This is a genomic window from Peristeroidobacter soli (genome assembly GCF_004138485.1).
In the GTDB taxonomy this organism is placed as follows: Bacteria; Pseudomonadota; Gammaproteobacteria; order Steroidobacterales; family Steroidobacteraceae; genus Steroidobacter; species Steroidobacter soli.
The window spans coordinates 810,494-826,958 of sequence record NZ_RYEV01000005.1 but is presented as its reverse complement, the minus strand read 5'-3'; the positions used below and the strand labels follow the sequence as shown (position 1 = coordinate 826,958).

At 61.9% G+C, this 16,465-nt stretch carries 15 protein-coding genes; 7 read left to right on the top strand and 8 right to left on the bottom strand.

Features of this window, described 5'->3' with window-relative positions; all coding sequences use genetic code 11:
• Positions 1 to 37: 37 nt before the first annotated feature.
• On the top strand, positions 38 to 2,671 hold the full coding sequence (locus EKO19_RS24975; RefSeq protein ID WP_175597179.1) for a TonB-dependent receptor domain-containing protein: 2,634 nt from the start codon (positions 38 to 40) through the stop codon (positions 2,669 to 2,671).
• Between the two features lie 5 nt (positions 2,672 to 2,676).
• Here EKO19_RS24975 and EKO19_RS24970 read toward each other — a convergent pair whose 3' ends face one another.
• From EKO19_RS24970 to EKO19_RS24960, 3 genes are all read right to left on the bottom strand, one after another.
• Positions 2,677 to 3,090: an Imm1 family immunity protein gene (locus tag EKO19_RS24970; protein WP_129779648.1), complete on the bottom strand. Its 414-nt coding sequence runs from the start codon at positions 3,088 to 3,090 to the stop codon at positions 2,677 to 2,679.
• Positions 3,091 to 3,159: 69 nt separating this feature from the next.
• Positions 3,160 to 4,779 (bottom strand): amidohydrolase, encoded by a 1,620-nt coding sequence (locus EKO19_RS24965; RefSeq protein WP_407676665.1) that lies wholly within the window; start codon positions 4,777 to 4,779, stop codon positions 3,160 to 3,162.
• 155 nt (positions 4,780 to 4,934) lie between these two features.
• Positions 4,935 to 6,491, bottom strand: coding sequence for a S10 family peptidase (locus EKO19_RS24960; RefSeq protein ID WP_129779646.1), 1,557 nt, complete (start codon positions 6,489 to 6,491; stop codon positions 4,935 to 4,937).
• A gap of 92 nt (positions 6,492 to 6,583) precedes the next feature.
• On the opposite strand from EKO19_RS24960, the gene EKO19_RS40005 reads away from it, so the two are divergent.
• Positions 6,584 to 6,784: a HupE/UreJ family protein gene (locus EKO19_RS40005; protein ID WP_129780281.1), complete on the top strand. Its 201-nt coding sequence runs from the start codon at positions 6,584 to 6,586 to the stop codon at positions 6,782 to 6,784.
• Here EKO19_RS40005 and EKO19_RS24950 read toward each other — a convergent pair.
• Positions 6,759 to 7,736, bottom strand: coding sequence for a 2-dehydropantoate 2-reductase (locus tag EKO19_RS24950; RefSeq protein ID WP_129779644.1), 978 nt, complete (start codon positions 7,734 to 7,736; stop codon positions 6,759 to 6,761). The genes EKO19_RS40005 and EKO19_RS24950 overlap by 26 nt on opposite strands.
• Before the next feature lie 261 nt (positions 7,737 to 7,997).
• Between EKO19_RS24950 and EKO19_RS24945 the strand changes: the two genes are divergently transcribed.
• The 3 genes from EKO19_RS24945 to EKO19_RS24930 all read left to right on the top strand — a co-directional run bounded on the left by EKO19_RS24945 (position 7,998) and on the right by EKO19_RS24930 (position 12,083).
• Positions 7,998 to 8,345 carry a toxin gene (locus tag EKO19_RS24945; RefSeq protein ID WP_129779642.1) on the top strand — a complete coding sequence of 116 codons (348 nt, stop codon included), beginning with the start codon at positions 7,998 to 8,000 and terminating at the stop codon, positions 8,343 to 8,345.
• Positions 8,338 to 8,655 (top strand): helix-turn-helix domain-containing protein, encoded by a 318-nt coding sequence (locus EKO19_RS24940; RefSeq protein ID WP_129779640.1) that lies wholly within the window; start codon positions 8,338 to 8,340, stop codon positions 8,653 to 8,655. The genes EKO19_RS24945 and EKO19_RS24940 overlap by 8 nt, the downstream gene beginning before the upstream one ends.
• 440 nt (positions 8,656 to 9,095) lie before the next feature.
• Positions 9,096 to 12,083, top strand: a complete 2,988-nt coding sequence (locus EKO19_RS24930) for a TonB-dependent receptor (RefSeq protein WP_129779638.1) — start codon at positions 9,096 to 9,098, stop codon at positions 12,081 to 12,083.
• Between the two features lie 39 nt (positions 12,084 to 12,122).
• Here the strand turns inward: EKO19_RS24930 and EKO19_RS24925 are convergent, their stop codons facing one another.
• Complete coding sequence (locus EKO19_RS24925) at positions 12,123 to 13,712, bottom strand: MFS transporter (protein ID WP_129779636.1); 1,590 nt, start codon at positions 13,710 to 13,712, stop codon at positions 12,123 to 12,125.
• Between the two features lie 174 nt (positions 13,713 to 13,886).
• Here EKO19_RS24925 and EKO19_RS24920 point away from each other — a divergent pair, with 174 nt between their 5' ends.
• On the top strand, positions 13,887 to 14,354 hold the full coding sequence (locus tag EKO19_RS24920) for a VOC family protein (protein ID WP_129779635.1): 468 nt from the start codon (positions 13,887 to 13,889) through the stop codon (positions 14,352 to 14,354).
• Between the two features lie 124 nt (positions 14,355 to 14,478).
• Here the strand turns inward: EKO19_RS24920 and EKO19_RS24915 are convergent, their stop codons facing one another.
• A complete protein-coding gene (locus tag EKO19_RS24915) occupies positions 14,479 to 14,889 on the bottom strand; it encodes an OsmC family protein (protein WP_129779633.1) in 411 nt (136 codons plus the stop codon).
• Between the two features lie 93 nt (positions 14,890 to 14,982).
• A complete protein-coding gene (locus tag EKO19_RS39565; RefSeq protein ID WP_129780279.1) occupies positions 14,983 to 15,369 on the bottom strand; it encodes a winged helix-turn-helix transcriptional regulator in 387 nt (128 codons plus the stop codon).
• A 189-nt stretch (positions 15,370 to 15,558) separates the two neighbouring features.
• On the opposite strand from EKO19_RS39565, the gene EKO19_RS24905 reads away from it, so the two are divergent.
• Positions 15,559 to 16,140, top strand: coding sequence for an NADPH-dependent FMN reductase (locus EKO19_RS24905; protein ID WP_129779631.1), 582 nt, complete (start codon positions 15,559 to 15,561; stop codon positions 16,138 to 16,140).
• 7 nt (positions 16,141 to 16,147) lie between these two features.
• Here the strand turns inward: EKO19_RS24905 and EKO19_RS24900 are convergent, their stop codons facing one another.
• Complete coding sequence (locus EKO19_RS24900) at positions 16,148 to 16,354, bottom strand: hypothetical protein (RefSeq protein WP_157995428.1); 207 nt, start codon at positions 16,352 to 16,354, stop codon at positions 16,148 to 16,150.
• Positions 16,355 to 16,465: the final 111 nt, after the last annotated feature.

Sequence of the window (16,465 nt, the reverse complement as noted above, 5' to 3'; positions counted from 1 at the left end):
TGTATGGATCGCCGCATTGGCCGGGGCGCGCGGCCCATTGGCTGCTGCCGCCACGACGAGCGCCACCTATCGGCTGAATATTCCCCGTCAGCCGGCGATCGATGCGTTGAAAGCTTTCAAACGTCAGACCGGCCGACGCGTCATCAGTATCGATGAGCCGCCGTTCGAGCTCGGTCCGGTCATGGGCAGCTATACCGCGGAGGAGGCACTAAAAGCACTGCTGCGCTCCACCCCGCTCGGCTTTACCATGCAGGATGATGCCTTCATCATCTTGACCGCTCCCAGGCCAGTCGATGAGAGAGCCAGAGCGCCGGCCCGGCGAGGACCGCCGACCTTTCGAGCCGAGACCGCCCCCGAACCGACGGTGGTCGTATCCGCGAAACGGCACTTTCGAAAAGTGCCATCGAGCTCCTCCGCCGAGATCACATTCGATAGAGAAGACATCGAGAAGCGGAGCCCGTCACAGACCGGCAGTCTGTTGATCAACCTGAGCCAGCAACCGTTTCCGATGAACCGCCGTGCCAATGGCGCTCAGTTCGCCGAGCTTCGCGGACTCGGCTTCGATGCCACCGTCGTCACTCTCAACGGCCGGCGCGTGCCGCCGACGGTAGGTGAAAGCGCTGGCAGCTTCGACCTGTCCCTGCTACCGATCGGGGCGATCGCGGGCATGAGTGTCGAACTCGAGCCAACAGCCGTGGAGTTCGGACCGTCCGCGGCCGGCGGCTTGGTGAATCTCGAACTGAGGAAGCAAATCGCGAAACCCACTGTGGAGATCCAGTATGGCGGCTCTGACGGAGGAGCCACCGAACGTCTCGTCGGGTTCGCTGCAGGCCTCGGCGGGCGGCGCCTCACGAGCAGCATCGTGTTGGAGCATTTCGATCGCGCCCCCTTACTAGGAGCAGCGCGTGATCGCTGGCGTAATCAGGACTATCGGCGTTTCGGCGGCAGCGACTATCGCATCGACAGAGCAAGCGTGAATAGCTACTACTCCGTGCTGCCCTCGGTGAGACGCAACAGTGTGGTCGCTTCGAGCAACCTCCAGCTCGCCGAGCGTCTGACGGCGTTTGGCGAACTTCTGCTCACGGACCGGCAGGTGCGGCAGCAGTTCAGCCCACCTGTGGTGTCACAAGTCGTGCCCGCGTCCAACCCTTACAATCCCTTCGATACCGAGGTGCTGGTCTCTCGCCTCCTGCCGGAAGTGGGCCCCCGACGACGCGACACTCAAACCACACTGGTACGCTCGGTCGTCGGTATCAAAGGCGACCGGCCGTCGTGGCATTGGGAGTTCGCCGCGGCCAACACGCAGGAGAACGCCAGGGTTGTTTCATCCAACGATCTGGATCAGCAACGCCTCGACGAAGCCCTGGCCCAGAGCGATCCCAGTCGCGCCCTCAACGTGTTCGATCCTGCATCCCCTTGGGATCAAAGGCTGCTCGAGCAGATCCGCGACTCGCCCGGCAGTACCTATTTTCAGTCCGACACCACCACACTCACCGGCACCCTGCGCGGCGAGCTCGGCATCGGCCCGCGCCGGATCTCGACCTTGCTCGGCGGTGAATGGGAACACACCCACTCGGCCATGAGCACTTCGGCACCGCTACAACGGCAGGTGGCATCGGCATTCGCTCAGCTCGGCATACCACTGACTGCTTCGACGACGCTCAGCGCCGGCTCACGAATCGATCGGGTCAGCGACGTCGGTGATTTGCTGAGCTCGCAACTCGCCCTGGAGTGGCAGCCGCTCGATTCATTCAAAGTACGCGCTGCGAGCGGCAAGAGCGTGCGGGCAGCGTCGCTGGCAAACCTGTCGCAACCCGCCTGGCTTTTCCAGACGGGCGTTTTCGACCCGGCGCGGCAAGAGGCAAGCGTCGTGGACGTCCTCGTTGGCAGCCCAGCCAGGCTCGAACCTGTGACAGCGCACACCTTCACGGCCGGATTCTCGTGGCTGCCCGAGGCGCGCTGGTTGAGGAAACTGGGAGCAAAGTATTGGCGGATCCGGCTCGATGATCGCATCACCGTGCCCTCTCTGTCTTTCCTGCTGGCCCACGAAAATATCTATTCGGATCAGATCATCCGCAGCAGCACGACTGAAGCCGACCAGGCCATCGGGCGGCCCGGGCCGTTACGACGCATCGACATCACGCGAATCAATGGCGGCCGACTCGAGACCCACGGCGTAGACCTGCAAGCATCGCTGGACGCCGATACGTCGCTCGGCAACGTGACAACGAATCTCGCTATCACCGTCGTCGACAAATACTCGAGCGCCGAGTTGCCTGGATTGCCGCAGCAGGACCGGGCCGGCATCGCCAATCCCTACGGCACCATTCCTCGATGGCGCGCCGTTGCCTCGATTGAACTGCAACGCCCGTTCGGAACAGTCGCAACCACGCTCAGGCACGTGCCTGCCTACGAAGATGTGTATATCGAGCCTACCGGTCGCATGATTCCGGCGCAGACGCTGGTCGATCTCAAGGTCGCCGTCGATCTCGAGCATCTCTTCGACCGGTTCCTCGGACTACGCGGGTCGAGGCTCACCTTGGGCGTGGAGAATGTCTTTGACGAGCCGGCGCGGTTCGCCGAAGTCGGCCAGTCCGCCGGCTACGACATGTCTCAGGGCGACCTGCGCCAGCGGTTCACGTTCGTCAAAGTGACTCACGAATTCCGCTAGCGCCACTACGCCTGCTTCCACGGCAACTCCGCCGCGAGCTTCCCGGTCTCCGCAAAGATCCTCGCCACTCGCTGCGCCGTGTCCCGATCGACCAGCTGACAAGCCTTGCGCCTGGAGATCTGACCGAGCTCGACGTCGACGTAGTCCTGCGAGGTCTCACGGGGATTGGCCAGTTCGATCTCCACGCCTGCCACACCGTCCCAATGCGAGACGAAGTAGTAGCCCTGCGTGCCGCCGGCAATCGCCAGATAGATCTCGGAGGTCTCGTCGCTGGGAAACAGCATGACGTAGGAGCAGCTGAAGCCATTCATGCCCGCGATCGCCTCCTCGATCTGTGCGATGGACGGCTCCTGGATCTCGATGTCGCTGTTGTCGCCGGGCTCCGAATGCTCCATCCACATGACTTTCACGAAACTCATGCATCCATCCCTGTCAAAACGGGCGCGACGAGTTTAAACGACGCGCCCACTCCGAGGCTTTCGGACCCGCTATCGAGGAGCCGCGCCCGACGGCGTCGCCGGTGCTGTCGCGGCGGCCGGATAGGCAATGCCGAGCTGCTGCAGGTAGCTGCTGTATTTCTTCGGGTTGTAGTAGTACTGGGTCATCTGCGGCCGCAGCCGGTCCATCAACTCCTTGTTGAGATGAATGGCCGGCCGATCCTCGGCCGTCAGCACCGGGTCGTACTTCGTATCCTTGAGCTGTTCGTTGTGGAAATAGTCCTTGGCGCTGGCCAGCAGTGCCGGCGTCGTCACCATATCCATCACAGTGAGCGCGACCGCCTTTGCCCCCGTCACCGCGCCCTTGTGCGCGATCGGCGTGGCCATCGCCATGGCCGAGGTGACGTTGTGACCGATGACGTTGGGAATATTCGACGGAAAACGGATCGTGATCGTCGGCACCGTCCACATGATGTCGCCAATATCATCGGAGCCGCCGCGCGTACCGTTATCACGGGTCTCAGGCGTGGTCAGCGCCGCCACCTCGCTCGCGAGCTTCTCGACTTTGAAGCCGTTCGCCTCTTGCACGGCTCTCGCAAATGCCTGGTCGTCGTCGCTCCATTGCGGCATGCCTATGGCTTTCATGTTCTCGTACGCCGCTTCCGCCAGCGGCTTGTTACCGAAATTCGGCGCTGCATAGCCGAGCAGGCGGCGGCTCACCGTAGTGCCAGTGGCCTGCGCGGCCGCCTGCGAGATGGTGTTACCGATCTCGTACAGATCTCGAATGGCCGGGAACGTCTGATCGCGGAAGTAATACCAGACCGTGCTCTCACCAGGCACGACATTCGGCTGACCGCCGCCGTTCGTGATCACGTAGTGCGAGCGTTGCGTGAGCGGCAGATGCTCGCGTCGCATATTCCATGCGATGTTCATGAGCTCGACGCCGTCGAGCGCGCTGCGACCGGACCAGGGCGAGCCCGCCGAGTGGGCCGTCTTGCCGAGGAAGGTGTATTCGACCGACACCATGCCGTTGTTGCCGGCCGGTCCCCATGACGTGCTCAGATCCTTGCTGACATGAGTGAAGATGGACGCATCGACGTCCTTGAACAGCCCGGCGCGCACATAGAAAGCCTTGGAGCCCAGCAGCTCTTCGGCAACGCCCGGCCAGATCATCAGGCGGCCCTGGATCTTGTTCTTCTCCATCACTTCCTTGACCGACAGAGCGGCCGCGACGATAGCCGGCATGCCGGAGTTGTGCCCCTCGCCATGCCCTGGCGCGCCGGTGACCTGCGCCTTGATGGTCGGCGAACCCGGCAGCTGCGACAGGCCGAGCAACGCGTCGATGTCGCTGCCCAGCGCGATCAACGGCCCCGAACTGCCCCACTTCGCCGTCCACGCCGTGGGAATGCCAGCGACGCCCCGCTCGATGGTGAAGCCGTTCTTTTCGAGAATGCCGGTGATGTATTCCGACGTCCGGAATTCCTGGAAGCCCGGCTCGGCGAAGCTGTAGATGGAGTCCACCATCTCCTGCACCAGCTTGGCCCGTTTGTCGACGCCGGCGAGCGTCGCCTTCTTCAGTTCAGGTGCCGCCTCCGCGAATGCGGCCGGCGGCGCGGCCTGCAACGCGCAGGCGGCCAATACCGTGCCCAGGATTCCAGGACTCTTTTTAATCACGTGCAATCTCCTGTGAAACGCCCCGACAGTAATGTATCGGAGCGCGCCACAAAAGCTTTGCACGTTCAGGCGGCCGGCTGGAAGATCTCTCTTGCGGCCGACATAGCGAAGCAACAGCGTGGTGTTGAGCTTGTGCCCGGACCTCGACGCCGTTACTTCGCGTTCTGGTCGATGAAAGTCTTGATGTGCTCGCTGAACCTGGCCATCGAGCCGGGGTGCACATACATCATGTGGCCGGCTTCGTAGAACTCGATATGCACGTTACGCCGCAACTCCGGCGTGATGTTGAGATGATCGATCGCGTGCTTCACGGTGCCGTACGGGCACGCCAGGTCGAAGTAGCCCGACTGCACCAGTACTTTCATCTTCGGATTCATGGTCATCGCATAGGAAATATCGGGCAGCACGTTGGCATACGGCACCTTCTGGCCGTTCGTATCCGGCTGCACGTGGCTCACGTCCCAATCCTTGTACAGCCCCGCCGACAGCTCGTACTTCTGATCCGAAACCACGTTGAGCTCATCGCGCACGTAGGCGTTGTAGGTCGCGACGACTGCTGGAGCGACGGCGCTTGCATAAGGATCGAATGCGGTGGCTTCGGAAATCCGGCTCGGCATGCCGCCGGCGAAGCGCGAGTCGATGCGTCCGATCGTCTTGCCCTGGGCGCGCATCAATTCTTGCAGGAAATGATTTTCGTCCATGCGCAGATTGGCCGCGTCCCAGTAGGCGGCGCTGACGCCGGTGTAGCGAGCCAGACCCTCGAGCGCTCTTTGCCGCTCCTCGGCCGTCGCACGCGCCCCCTTGTAGAGCACCGGCAGATACACGGCTTCGATCCACTGCTCCACTTCTCGCAAGAACGGCTGCAGTTCAGGCGGCTGCGGGTTGAGCACCTTGTGATACCAGGCGGTCGACGCATACGTCGACAGGAAGTTGGCATCGCCCGCGTCGGTGTTCAAACCGGCGGTGCCACTCACGAAGTCCAGATACGGCGACACCAGAATGATGCCGTTCAACGCCACGTTGTGACGGGTCAGCAAGTCGTACGTGACGCCACCGGTGCGGATGCCACCGTAGCTCTCACCGAGTACGAACTTGGGACTCGCCCACCGGCGGTACTCACCGAGGTAACGCACGATGAAGTCGGAGACCGACTTGATGTCGTTGTCCACGCCCCAGAACTGCTTGCCCTCGGCCTTGCCGACGGCGCGCGAGAAGCCGGTGCCGACCGGATCGATCAACACCAGGTCGGCGCGATCGAGGAAGCTGAATTCGTTGTCGACGACTTTGAAGGGACCGCGCGTGTTGCTGCTGAGGTCTTCGAGCACGGCGCGACGCGGACCGAGAATGCCCATGTGCAACCAAGCCGAGGCTGAGCCTGGACCGCCATTGTATGCAAACACGATGGGACGCGTGCGTGCGTCCTGCCCCTGACGAACGTAGGCCGTGAAGCCGAACAGCGCGATCGGCTCATCCTTCTCGTCCTTCATCAACAGCGTGCCGGTGGTTGCTTCGTAATCGATGGCTTTGCCGCCGATGCGAATCTGATGACGCGACGTCCACAGCTTCGGTTCGGGCTTCGGCTTCTCCTGCTTGTCCTCGGCCTTCTTTTCCTGCTCCGCCGGCGGCGTTGGCTCGGCGGCGTTGGATACAACGGGCGCCGTGAACCAGATCAATGCAGCCAGCGCGGCGATCACGCCATGATTTTTCATCGTGCGGTCTACCTGTCGAATTCAGGGGCGGCAAGTATAGGGCGCGCACACCTGCATGACGAGTTGCGGACAAACGTTCACGCCACTGGGGCCTGGGCGATGATCTGGTCGGCACACTGCTGTTCTTCAACATCGGCGTCGAGCTCGGCCAACTGAGCATCGTCGCGATGTGCTTGCCGCTGACGATCTGGATGTTCAAACGTCAATGGGGGCTGAAAGCGAGCTCGGTGCTCTCGGGCGCACTCATCGCCGTGGGCTTGGGCTGGTTTATCGAGCGGGTGCTGAGCGGTTAGCAAACAACCGAATCAATCCATGCAGCGCATCCATATTCGGCGTCTCCACTCCCGCCATGCGCCCGATCTCGCGAGGCGCTGCGACCAGTGCGTCGATCTCGAGCGAGCGACCGGCCTCTGCATCTTGCAACATGGATGTTTTGAAGGCGCCGAGCTTGCGAGTGACCGCCATGCGGGCCTCGCCACTCTCCGCGATGGGACAGCCGATTCGCGACCCGATCTCAGCCGCTTCCGCCATGACCCGTAAGATGAAACCGCTGACGAGCGGATCATCGAGAATCAGATCGCACGTGGCCGAGGTGAGTGCGGAGATGGGGTTCATGGTCATGTTGCCCCAGAGCTTGTACCAGATGTCCTTCTGAATCTGCGGACTGACCGTGACATCGAACTCCGCGGCGCGAAGCGCGGCGACAACGCCGTCGAGTCGTGCTGACGTTCCGCCGGATGGCTCACCAATGATGAGTCCGTTACCGCTCTTATGAATCGAACATCCGGGCGTCTGCACTGAGCACGATGCGTGCACGACGCCACCTAACATTCGCGCTGGCGGCATCAAGTGAGTCACGCGTCCATCAGGATCGACCGAGCGTAACGAGGTATCCGCGTAAGCCACAGGTAACCCGTGAAAGAACCACCACGGAATACCATTCATCGCCGACAGAATCGTTGTCTCTTCCCCCAACAAAGCCACAACCGACTCCGCCACACCGGCCAATGCCTGACCTTTGACAGCGAGCACCACCAGATCCTGCTCACCCAGATCCGCCGCACGATCACTGACATTCACCGTCGCAATGCGCGTGCCGCCACCGATGACGAGCCGCAACCCCTGCCGCCTCACCGCCGCCAGCGTCTCCCCTCTCGCCAGCACACTCACTTCCTGCCCGGCATTCGCCAGTCGAACACCCAGCCAGGTGCCAATCGCACCCGCTCCCACGATTGCAACGCGCATGGCTTCTCCGGCGACAGTCATTGAGCTGAGCGTAACACGGTATTACGAACCCGCCGTCCCCAGAGCCGAGCGAACGCACAACGACTCGCCATCGATCGCTAACACAAAAGTCAGCTGATTCCAGCAGTTTTAGCGCGCCCGTTTGCTTCTCAACACGGCTCAAACCACCCCTGTGATGCCGCCATCATGACAGTCGCCGCCCTTCACCGCGTCGGGCAAAAAAAGCCCGATGCATTCTCTACGTAACTTGCGTATACTCATATGAATGCAGTTTTCGTCGAATTGCCGGCGTTCGAGCGGCACCGCCCCGATTACCTGGACGAGGACAGCTTCCAGAAGTTACAGGAGGCGCTGATGGCCAACCCGGGAGCTGGCGAACTGATCGAAGGAGCCGGAGGCCTTCGAAAAGTGCGTTGGGTGGATACTCGAAGGTCCAAAGGCAAACGCGGCGGCTTGCGCGTGATTTATTACTACTGGCTCAGCGGGCCGGAGTTCTGGCTGTTTACGCTGTACGACAAGGACGAGGCGTCCGATCTGACGCCCAGGCAACGAGAAATCTTCAGAGGACTCGTCAAAGACGAGCTGAGAATGAGGAGCATGTATGAATAAAAAGCGCGATCTGTTCGCGGAACTGACGGAAGGCTTCGATGCACTCGCCGAGCAGCGCGCGGGAAAGCGAACGTTGCGTACGCACACCGTCAAGATCAAGCCCGCTCCGAAAATCACTCCTCGCGAGCTCGCCAAGCTTCGCAAGGATATGAATCTTTCCCGGGGACTGTTTGCAGGCTACTTGCGTACCAACGTGCGAACCGTCGAAAACTGGGAACAAGGCCGGGCGAAACCCAATGCCCAGGCGGCCTTGCTGATTCGAATGGTTCAGCGCTACCCGGACACCGTCCTTCGGCTGGCCGCGATCTAGAGTCTGCCTTCTGTCGTCTGCTATCAAGACGCCCCGCAGCCGTCTTCATAAGGTAGGACTCGAATGGGCTCCGCGCCCGGCAAGTCCCCGGATAGGAAATGAAGACTGAAGACATCAGGCACGGGCGCACTGCATCGGGTCGTTCCCTACGCCGCGGATTCCGGACGCAGGATGCACCGAACCTCCGTTGCAGGCGCCGAAGCCGTGCTCTAACCCCATGAATTTACGAATATCACCAGCGAACCGCGGCGATTCACCCCGGCAGCATCCTGCGATCGGCCCCTGTCGCCAGCCATCATTTAGCTTCAAAATATTTCACTTTCAATCAAGAGCTGTCATGATGACGCCTAACTCGGACAAATGTGGGCGCCGGAGGTAACCGGTTACCCCGTGCCGAGGTAACAGCTCATATAACGAACGTGATTGGGGGACCTATGCCGATGTCGAATCGTGGTCGATCCGTCGTTTCTGCCGCTGTGTCCGCGGCGCTATTGAGTAGCTCCCTTGTCATCCCCCTCGCAGCGCTCGCCGCCGAGACCGGCCCTGCTCCTCAGCAAGACAACAGTCAGCTGGAGGAAATCGTAGTCACCGGCTTCCGTGGCTCATTGAACACGGCGCTGGCCGAAAAGCGGGCGGAGACCGGGTCGATCGATGTCATCGCCGCCGAAGACATCGGCAAATTCCCAGACAGCAACCTCGCCGAATCCATGCAGCGCATCCCCGGTGTGACGCTGTCTCGCGGCGACGGCGGCGAAGGCCGAAACATCTCGGTGCGCGGCCTCGGACCTCTGTTTACTCGCGTACGAGTCAACGGCATGGAAGCCGCTGCGCAGGCAGGTTCGAGCGACATCTACGGCGCCGGCAACAACGGCCGCAGCTTCGACTTCAATGTCTTCCCCACCGAAATCTTCTCGCAGCTCGCGGTTCGCAAGACACCATCCGCGGACGTCGAAGAAGGCTCGCTCGGGGCGACGGTCGATCTGAAGGCGCCCCGCCCGTTCGATTTCGCGCAGGACCGGGTGTTCAGCCTGACAGGACGTGGCGTGTTCAACACCATCAGCGAGGACCTGGATCCGCGCGCGTCGATGCTGTTCTCACAAAAGTTCTTCGACAACACGTTCGGCGTGCTCGCGTCCGCGGCCTTCCAGAAACGGAACATTCGCGAAGTCGGCTATTCGGCCGTCGACGTACTCTCGGCCAATACCAACGGCAACAACATTGGCACGAGTGCCGCACCGATCCTGTTGCCTTACTGCACACCGATCGGCTGGACCGCCACTGGGCCGAGCCCGGTGACCGGAAGCCGCGGATCAACGGCATCGAATTGCAGCGCGCTCACTCCTCGCTCAAGCAACCTGGCGGCTTTCAACACCGTCTATAACATGCGCCGTGCGGATGCGCCCAACACCCCAGGCAGCGGCGCCTTCCTGCCTCGCCTGCCTCGCTATGTGAACTCCGAGCAAGATACCGAGCGCACCGGCGGCACGCTGACGCTGCAGTGGAAACCCAACGAGAACACCGACATCGCGCTCGACGGTTTGCTGTCGCGCTATCAAGTGGAGCGTCGCGACAACTACATCCTCGGTCTGTCATTCGGCCGCAGTCTCACCAACAACGGCCAGCCGATGGTGGCCGTCAAGGATATTTCTTTCGACAAGAACGGTTCGCTGGAATATGCGGTGTTCGACGGCGTCGATGTGCGCTCCGAGGGGCTGGTGGATCAATTCGTGTCCACGTTCGAGCAGGCCAACCTGACGTTCGAGCACCGCTTCAACGACAGCTTCAAGATCAGCGGTCTGGCCGGCCGGTCCAATTCCATCTGGGACGGCCCGATGCGTCTGCAAACCTACATGGACCACATCGATGCCCAGAACTTCACGCTCGATTTCCGTGGCGGTCGCGAGACGCCGCTGATCGGCTTCGGCATCGACGTCAACGATCCGGCCAGCTTCCAATACGCGCCAACTCCGGACGGCAATCAGACCGTGCTCGGTGGCTTCTCCACACAAGGCAAGCCGTCGCGCAACGTGACCCAGATCGCCAACTTCGATCTGGCCGGCGAGTGGCAGGCCACCGACCAGATCGCGCTGACGCTCGGCGGACAATATCGCGAGAACGATTTCCACAGTCGCAATTCCAACCTGGTGCCGTCGCAGGCGGCGACGCTGGCCCTGCCCAACGGCGTAACCCTTGCCGACCTCACCCGTCGCATCACGGGCTTGAATGACTCGTTCGGCTCCGGCGCGCCAGCCAGCTGGGTGGCGATCGACTCCAAGAAGTGGCGTGAAGTGTTCAACTTCGCCGACATGGATTTCTGCGAGGTCGAGTGCGGCGCCGCCCAGTCACAGATCCTGGAGAAAGTCACCAGCGGCTTCTTCATGTTCAAGTTCGACAGCGGCCGCGACTGGCGCTTCCCGGTGCGCGGCGATATCGGTGTTCGCTATGTGAAAACGGATCAGTCCGCCGTCGGCTATATCCCTGTCGTCGCCCCCGCGGGCGCACCGTTCCAGGCCGTTGGTCAGCGCAATCAGGTGGATCGCGAATACAGCGACACGTTGCCGTCGCTGAATGTGGTGGTGGATCTCACGCCCGACCTGCTGGCTCGCTTCTCGGCATCGAAAGTGATGTCCCGACCCGAGCTCGGCAACCTGACCCCGACCGCGACGATCACTGCCACTACGCGTACCGGCACGGTGAACAATCCGTTCCTCGATCCGATTCGCGCCAAGACCGCGGACGTGGCCCTCGAATGGTACTTCCGCCCGGGCTCGCTGCTGTCGGCTGCATACTTCTACAAGGACATCGAAACTTACATCCAGCGCATCACCAGCCCGATCGTCTACACCGAGCTCGGCCTGCCCGACTCGCTGCTCGCCGGCACGCCGACCTTGCCGAGCGAGATTTTCAACGTCAGCCGCCTGGAGAACACCAAGGGCGGCCCGCTCAAGGGCTTCGAGCTCAACGCGCAACTGCAGCTCGACATGCTACCCGGGATGTGGAGCCATTTCGGCGTGCTCGCCAACTACACGCGTGTCGAATCGGAGATCCAGTACATCCTGACCAGCGTCGGCGGCGTCATCACTTCATCGACCACTGCGGATCTGGTCGGCCTGTCCAAGAACTCAGCCAGCGGCACGCTGTTCTACGACGACGGCACTTTCAGCATTCGCACCACCGGCACCTTCCGCGACAAGTACATTCGCGGCATTCCCGCTTCAGCCGGCAGCGATCTGCAAGGAAACGGCGAAACGTTCTATCTCGACGCGGCGGCCTCGTGGAACTTCAACGACTATCTGACGGTGATTCTGGAAGCACAGAACCTCACCGAGGAACGCAATACGCTGTTCATCGACAGCACGCGCGAAGACACGCTGTTCCAGACCGATATCGGCCGCACTTACACGCTGGGCGCGACAATCAAGTTCTGAGGCCGGAAAAGCTGCGCGACTCAAGGAGCGCGGCTGCGGTCATCCCGCGGGAAGACGACGGTTCGATTCGATAGTCAGCCACCCGCACACGGCGCTCGCGAAAGCGAGCGCCGCTGCGACCAGCGACACGACCCGAAAGCTGTGCACAAACGACTCTTTGAACGCTCGTTGAAGCGCCATTCGTTGCGCGTCATCGCCTGACGGCGGCGCGGCGGCTTCAGCGAGCTTTGGGACTTCAGCACGCACCAGCTCACGCGTTTCATTCGACAGCGACATCGTCTCCAGACGTTCGTCGAGCGCGTTGCCAAACGAGGCGACCGCAACCATCCCCAGAACGGCCACCGCGAGCATGCCCGCGACTCGCGCCGTTGCATTGTTGATGCCGGATGCGACACCAGCGTGACGATCATCGACAGCGCGCATCACACTCGTCGTGAGCGGCGCCACGCTCAGCGCCATCCCAAACCCGATCACCGCCATGGGTGGAAAGAACGTCGTCCAGTACGAGCCCCCCATGCCCGGCATCGCGAGCAACACAAAGCCCGCGGCGACGACCGCGGGTCCAATCGTCAGCAAGGTGCGGGCGCCATATTTCTCGATCAGCCCGCCGGACCAGCGCGACAGCACGCCCATGATCAAGCTGAAAGGCAGAAACGCCGCGCCTGCGGCGGCCGCCGAATAGCCTTGAATTCGAATCAGATTGAACGGGATGAAGAACATGGCCCCGCCCAGGGCGAAGTACAGCAGCAGCGTGATCGTATTGGCGCCGCTGAAGTTTCTGGACCGGAACAGCTCGAGCGGCATCATCGGAACACGCGCCCGAGTCTCACGCCACACAAACAAACCCAGCGCAACCACCGCGATTGCCAGCGAGCCGAGCACAGACGCCCCACTCCAGCCACTCTCCGACGCAAGCGTCAAACCATACGCCAGCGTGCCCAGCCCGACGACGGCCAACGCGCCGCCAGCCCAGTCCACCGCCACATCGCGCGACTCGACGCGGCTCTCCGGCACGTGCCACAGCGCGATCAGGACCGCAACCGCCGCGATCGGCACGTTGATCAGAAATATGATTCGCCACGACCAGGTGTCGACCAGCCATCCCCCGACCACCGGGCCCAACGCTGTCGTGAGCGCGGAGGACCCAGCCCAGGTGCCAATGGCACGGCCTCGTTCGTTCTCGGGAAACGTCGCACTGATGATCGCCAGACTGCCGGGAACGAGCAGCGCGCCACCCACGCCTTGAATCGCTCTGGCCGCGATCAGCGCCGATGCATCGGGCGCCCAGGCACAAGCGACGGATGCCACCGCGAACACCACGGTGCCGATTACAAACATCCGGCGTCGACCGAACCGATCGCCGGCCGCACCACCGACGAGCAGCAACGCGCCAAGCATCAGCATGTAAGCGTTGACCACCCACTGGGCCTCGCGCACCGGCGTCGCGAGATCGGCCTGAATGGCGGGCAGCGCGACGTTGACCACCGACGTATCGATGAACGCCATGCTGGAGCCGACGATGGTTGCAGCGAGCACCCACGGTCTGGAGCGTTCCGCACAAGGCGTGGCGCCATCGTGAGCGCCTCGAATGACGCTCTCGTCACAGGAAATGAACGCCGAACTGTTCATCCAGGTACGATACAGGTCGGCTCGCGCCCCGAGATAGTCAGAAAGTGCGCAACTTTCGCTTCGTCGGTGTTTTCCTCAAGCGTTGCCCCGGGCTCGATTGACCGGAATCCCTCCTTCAGGTGTCATGTCTCGGTCCTATGCTGAGGTCTTCGAGCACAACCACCGGAGCCAACGATCATGGTCAAGCCCATCCCCGCAGGCTATCACTCGATCACGCCCTACCTCATTGTCGACGACGCGAGCCGGGCCATCGATTTCTACAAACAAGCGTTCGGCGCCACCGAAGACATGCGCATGCCCAAACCCGACGGCAAGATCGCCCATGCCGAGCTGTCCGTCGGCGACTCGAAGATCATGCTCGCCGACGAATACCCGGAGCTGGGCTATCGCAGCCCGAAGTCCATCGGCGGCGCCGGCGTGAGTCTCATGTTGTATATCGAGAAAGTCGATGACGTCTTCAAGCGGGCCCTGGCCGCCGGTGCCAAGGAACTGCAGGGCGTGAAGGATCAGTTTTATGGCGATCGGTCAGGGACGCTGCAGGACCCCTTCGGCCATGTATGGACAGTAGCGACGCACGTCGAAGATGTCCCGCCCGAAGAGATGGGTCGCCGCGCCGAGGAATTCATGAAGTCGGCGAAGTAGCGGGACTCATCCTGGCCAGTCCGCGTCCAACGGAAACGGACGGGCCGTTGTATCGTTACAGCTGCCCCCGCACCGACAACCAACGTCATGACGAACTCGGGGGCGTTTTTCCTCAGCGGGCAGTTTATTGACCGATCGACACGGTCGAAGCGATCCCGACCCCCTGCTTGATGGCGAGCGTCACGGGCGTGCGCTCGATGATGTCCGCCAGGCGGGCCCGTTGCTCTTCACTGATCGGTGCGGAGACCGACACCGCGCGAGTGATCCTGGCGACTTCTTTGCTTTCTCGAATGTACTCGAGCTTCACTGACACATTGCCGAGGTTCCAGCCTTTGCGATCGGCATACATGCGCAGCGTGATCGAGGTGCACGATCCGAGCGCCGCGAGAAAATAATCAAAAGGCGCCGGACCGGCGTCGCCACCGTCGCGCTCTTTGGGCTCGTCGGCGAGCATCTGGTGGGCTCCAGCAGTGACGTGCTGGATGTACTGCGCGGCCCCAGCCTCGCCGAATACGGCAACTTCAGAAATGATCATTGGCGCCTCTGAGATCGACTTTTCGACCGAGGCATTGTACATGGAGGACGGCGGTGCCTGCCCTCACCCAGCTTGGATTCCTGCGCTGTTATCTCAACCGCTGATCCGTGGACGTTTGGGCAGCATGGGCACGCGCTTCGGTCCACGTCGATGACTGGGCTTCGCCGTGCCGCCGTCATCGAACACTTTGCGTGCGGCCTCGATGCTCGGGCGATTCCTGCGCACCCACGCTGCCACGGCCGAGATGGGTTCGTAGAGAGAGCGGCCCAGCTTCGTCAACTCGTACTCCACTCGCGGCGGAATCGTCGGATACACCGTCCTCGTCACGAGGCCATCGCGTTCGAGATCGCGCAGCGTGAGCGTGAGCATGCGCTGGGAGATGCTGCTCACCGTGCGACGAATCTCATTGAAGCGCATCGGTCCGCTCTTGAGCAGCTCCACGACCAGCACGGTCCACTTGTCGCCGATGCGGGCGAGCATCTCGCTGATCGCGCGACACTCGGTGTGGTCGCCTTCCTCAGTAGGTATCAAGAATGTGCCTCCGGCTAAAAAAAGTGCCTGCCGCTCAAAAAAGTGCCTTCTTGCGGCGTCGTCCTGCAGTACTCATCCTAGCGTCGGTTCCGAAAAGTAACCAGGCCACCATTGTAGCCCAATCGAGCAGAGCACATCATGACCGTCATTTCCGTCATCGTCGGCAGCGTTCGTCAGGGACGTTTCTCCGAGAAGTCCGCACGCTGGATCCTCGATCGTCTGCAGCAGCGCGCAGGCATCGAGGTGCGCCTGCTCGACCTCGCCGACTATCCGATGCCGTTCTTCGACGCCGCCCTGCCACCCGGCATGCCGGGCCGGCCGGCGTACGGGCCCGAGGTGGTGAAGCGCTGGACCCAGGCGATCGCGGCGTCCGACGGCTTTGTCATAGTGACACCCGAGTACAACTATGCGCCGCCCGCGGTACTGAAGAATGCCATCGACTGGGTTTATCAGGAATGGCACCGCAAGGCGGTCACCTTTGTCGGCCATGGCGGCGTCGGCGGCTCGCGCGCCATTCAGCAGCTACGCGAGATCGCAGTCGAACTTCACCTCGCGCCGATCCGCCACGCCGTTCACATTCCGATTGCGGCCGTGTACGCGCATTTCCAAGGCAAGGACGTCTCCCCGCACCTGACCGAGTTGGATGGCGTCGCCAACCAGGCGATTGACGACTTGTTGTGGTGGACGAAGGCGTTGAAGACTGCGCGGGAGAACGCGTAACCGCGCGCTACCCGCCCGACTCATCCGGCGACAGTGCGCGATCACTCGGATAGCGCACTGAATAGTAGTGATGAATCGATTCGGTTTTCTTGGGTGTGCCCGGCAGCTTCCACAGCAGCACGACCGCGGCGGTTTGAGGATACACAGTGACCTGATCGATCGTCAGTGTGGTCGCGAGGTCAGCTGCGTACGTCGCCGGTGCGGCGACGTACATGATTGTCACAAGGGCAGCGGCGGCAAGAAACCGAGTGCTATCCATACGAGTGCCCGCTCCGAATAGTTATTTATGTCGCGCGCCCCCGCGCGCCGGAGCAGTATATGCCTT

Coding starts and splice junctions, on each gene's coding strand:
- EKO19_RS24970 (WP_129779648.1), bottom strand. CDS start 3,090: ATGAGTTTCGTGAAAGTCATGTGGATGGAGCATTCGGAGCCCGGCGAC.
- EKO19_RS24915 (WP_129779633.1), bottom strand. CDS start 14,889: ATGATCATTTCTGAAGTTGCCGTATTCGGCGAGGCTGGGGCCGCGCAG.
- EKO19_RS24945 (WP_129779642.1), top strand. CDS start 7,998: ATGAATGCAGTTTTCGTCGAATTGCCGGCGTTCGAGCGGCACCGCCCC.
- EKO19_RS24905 (WP_129779631.1), top strand. CDS start 15,559: ATGACCGTCATTTCCGTCATCGTCGGCAGCGTTCGTCAGGGACGTTTC.
- EKO19_RS24950 (WP_129779644.1), bottom strand. CDS start 7,736: ATGCGCGTTGCAATCGTGGGAGCGGGTGCGATTGGCACCTGGCTGGGT.
- EKO19_RS24940 (WP_129779640.1), top strand. CDS start 8,338: ATGAATAAAAAGCGCGATCTGTTCGCGGAACTGACGGAAGGCTTCGAT.
- EKO19_RS24925 (WP_129779636.1), bottom strand. CDS start 13,712: ATGAACAGTTCGGCGTTCATTTCCTGTGACGAGAGCGTCATTCGAGGC.
- EKO19_RS24900 (WP_157995428.1), bottom strand. CDS start 16,354: ATGTACGTCGCCGCACCGGCGACGTACGCAGCTGACCTCGCGACCACA.
- EKO19_RS24960 (WP_129779646.1), bottom strand. CDS start 6,491: ATGAAAAATCATGGCGTGATCGCCGCGCTGGCTGCATTGATCTGGTTC.
- EKO19_RS39565 (WP_129780279.1), bottom strand. CDS start 15,369: ATGCTCGCCCGCATCGGCGACAAGTGGACCGTGCTGGTCGTGGAGCTG.
- EKO19_RS24930 (WP_129779638.1), top strand. CDS start 9,096: ATGTCGAATCGTGGTCGATCCGTCGTTTCTGCCGCTGTGTCCGCGGCG.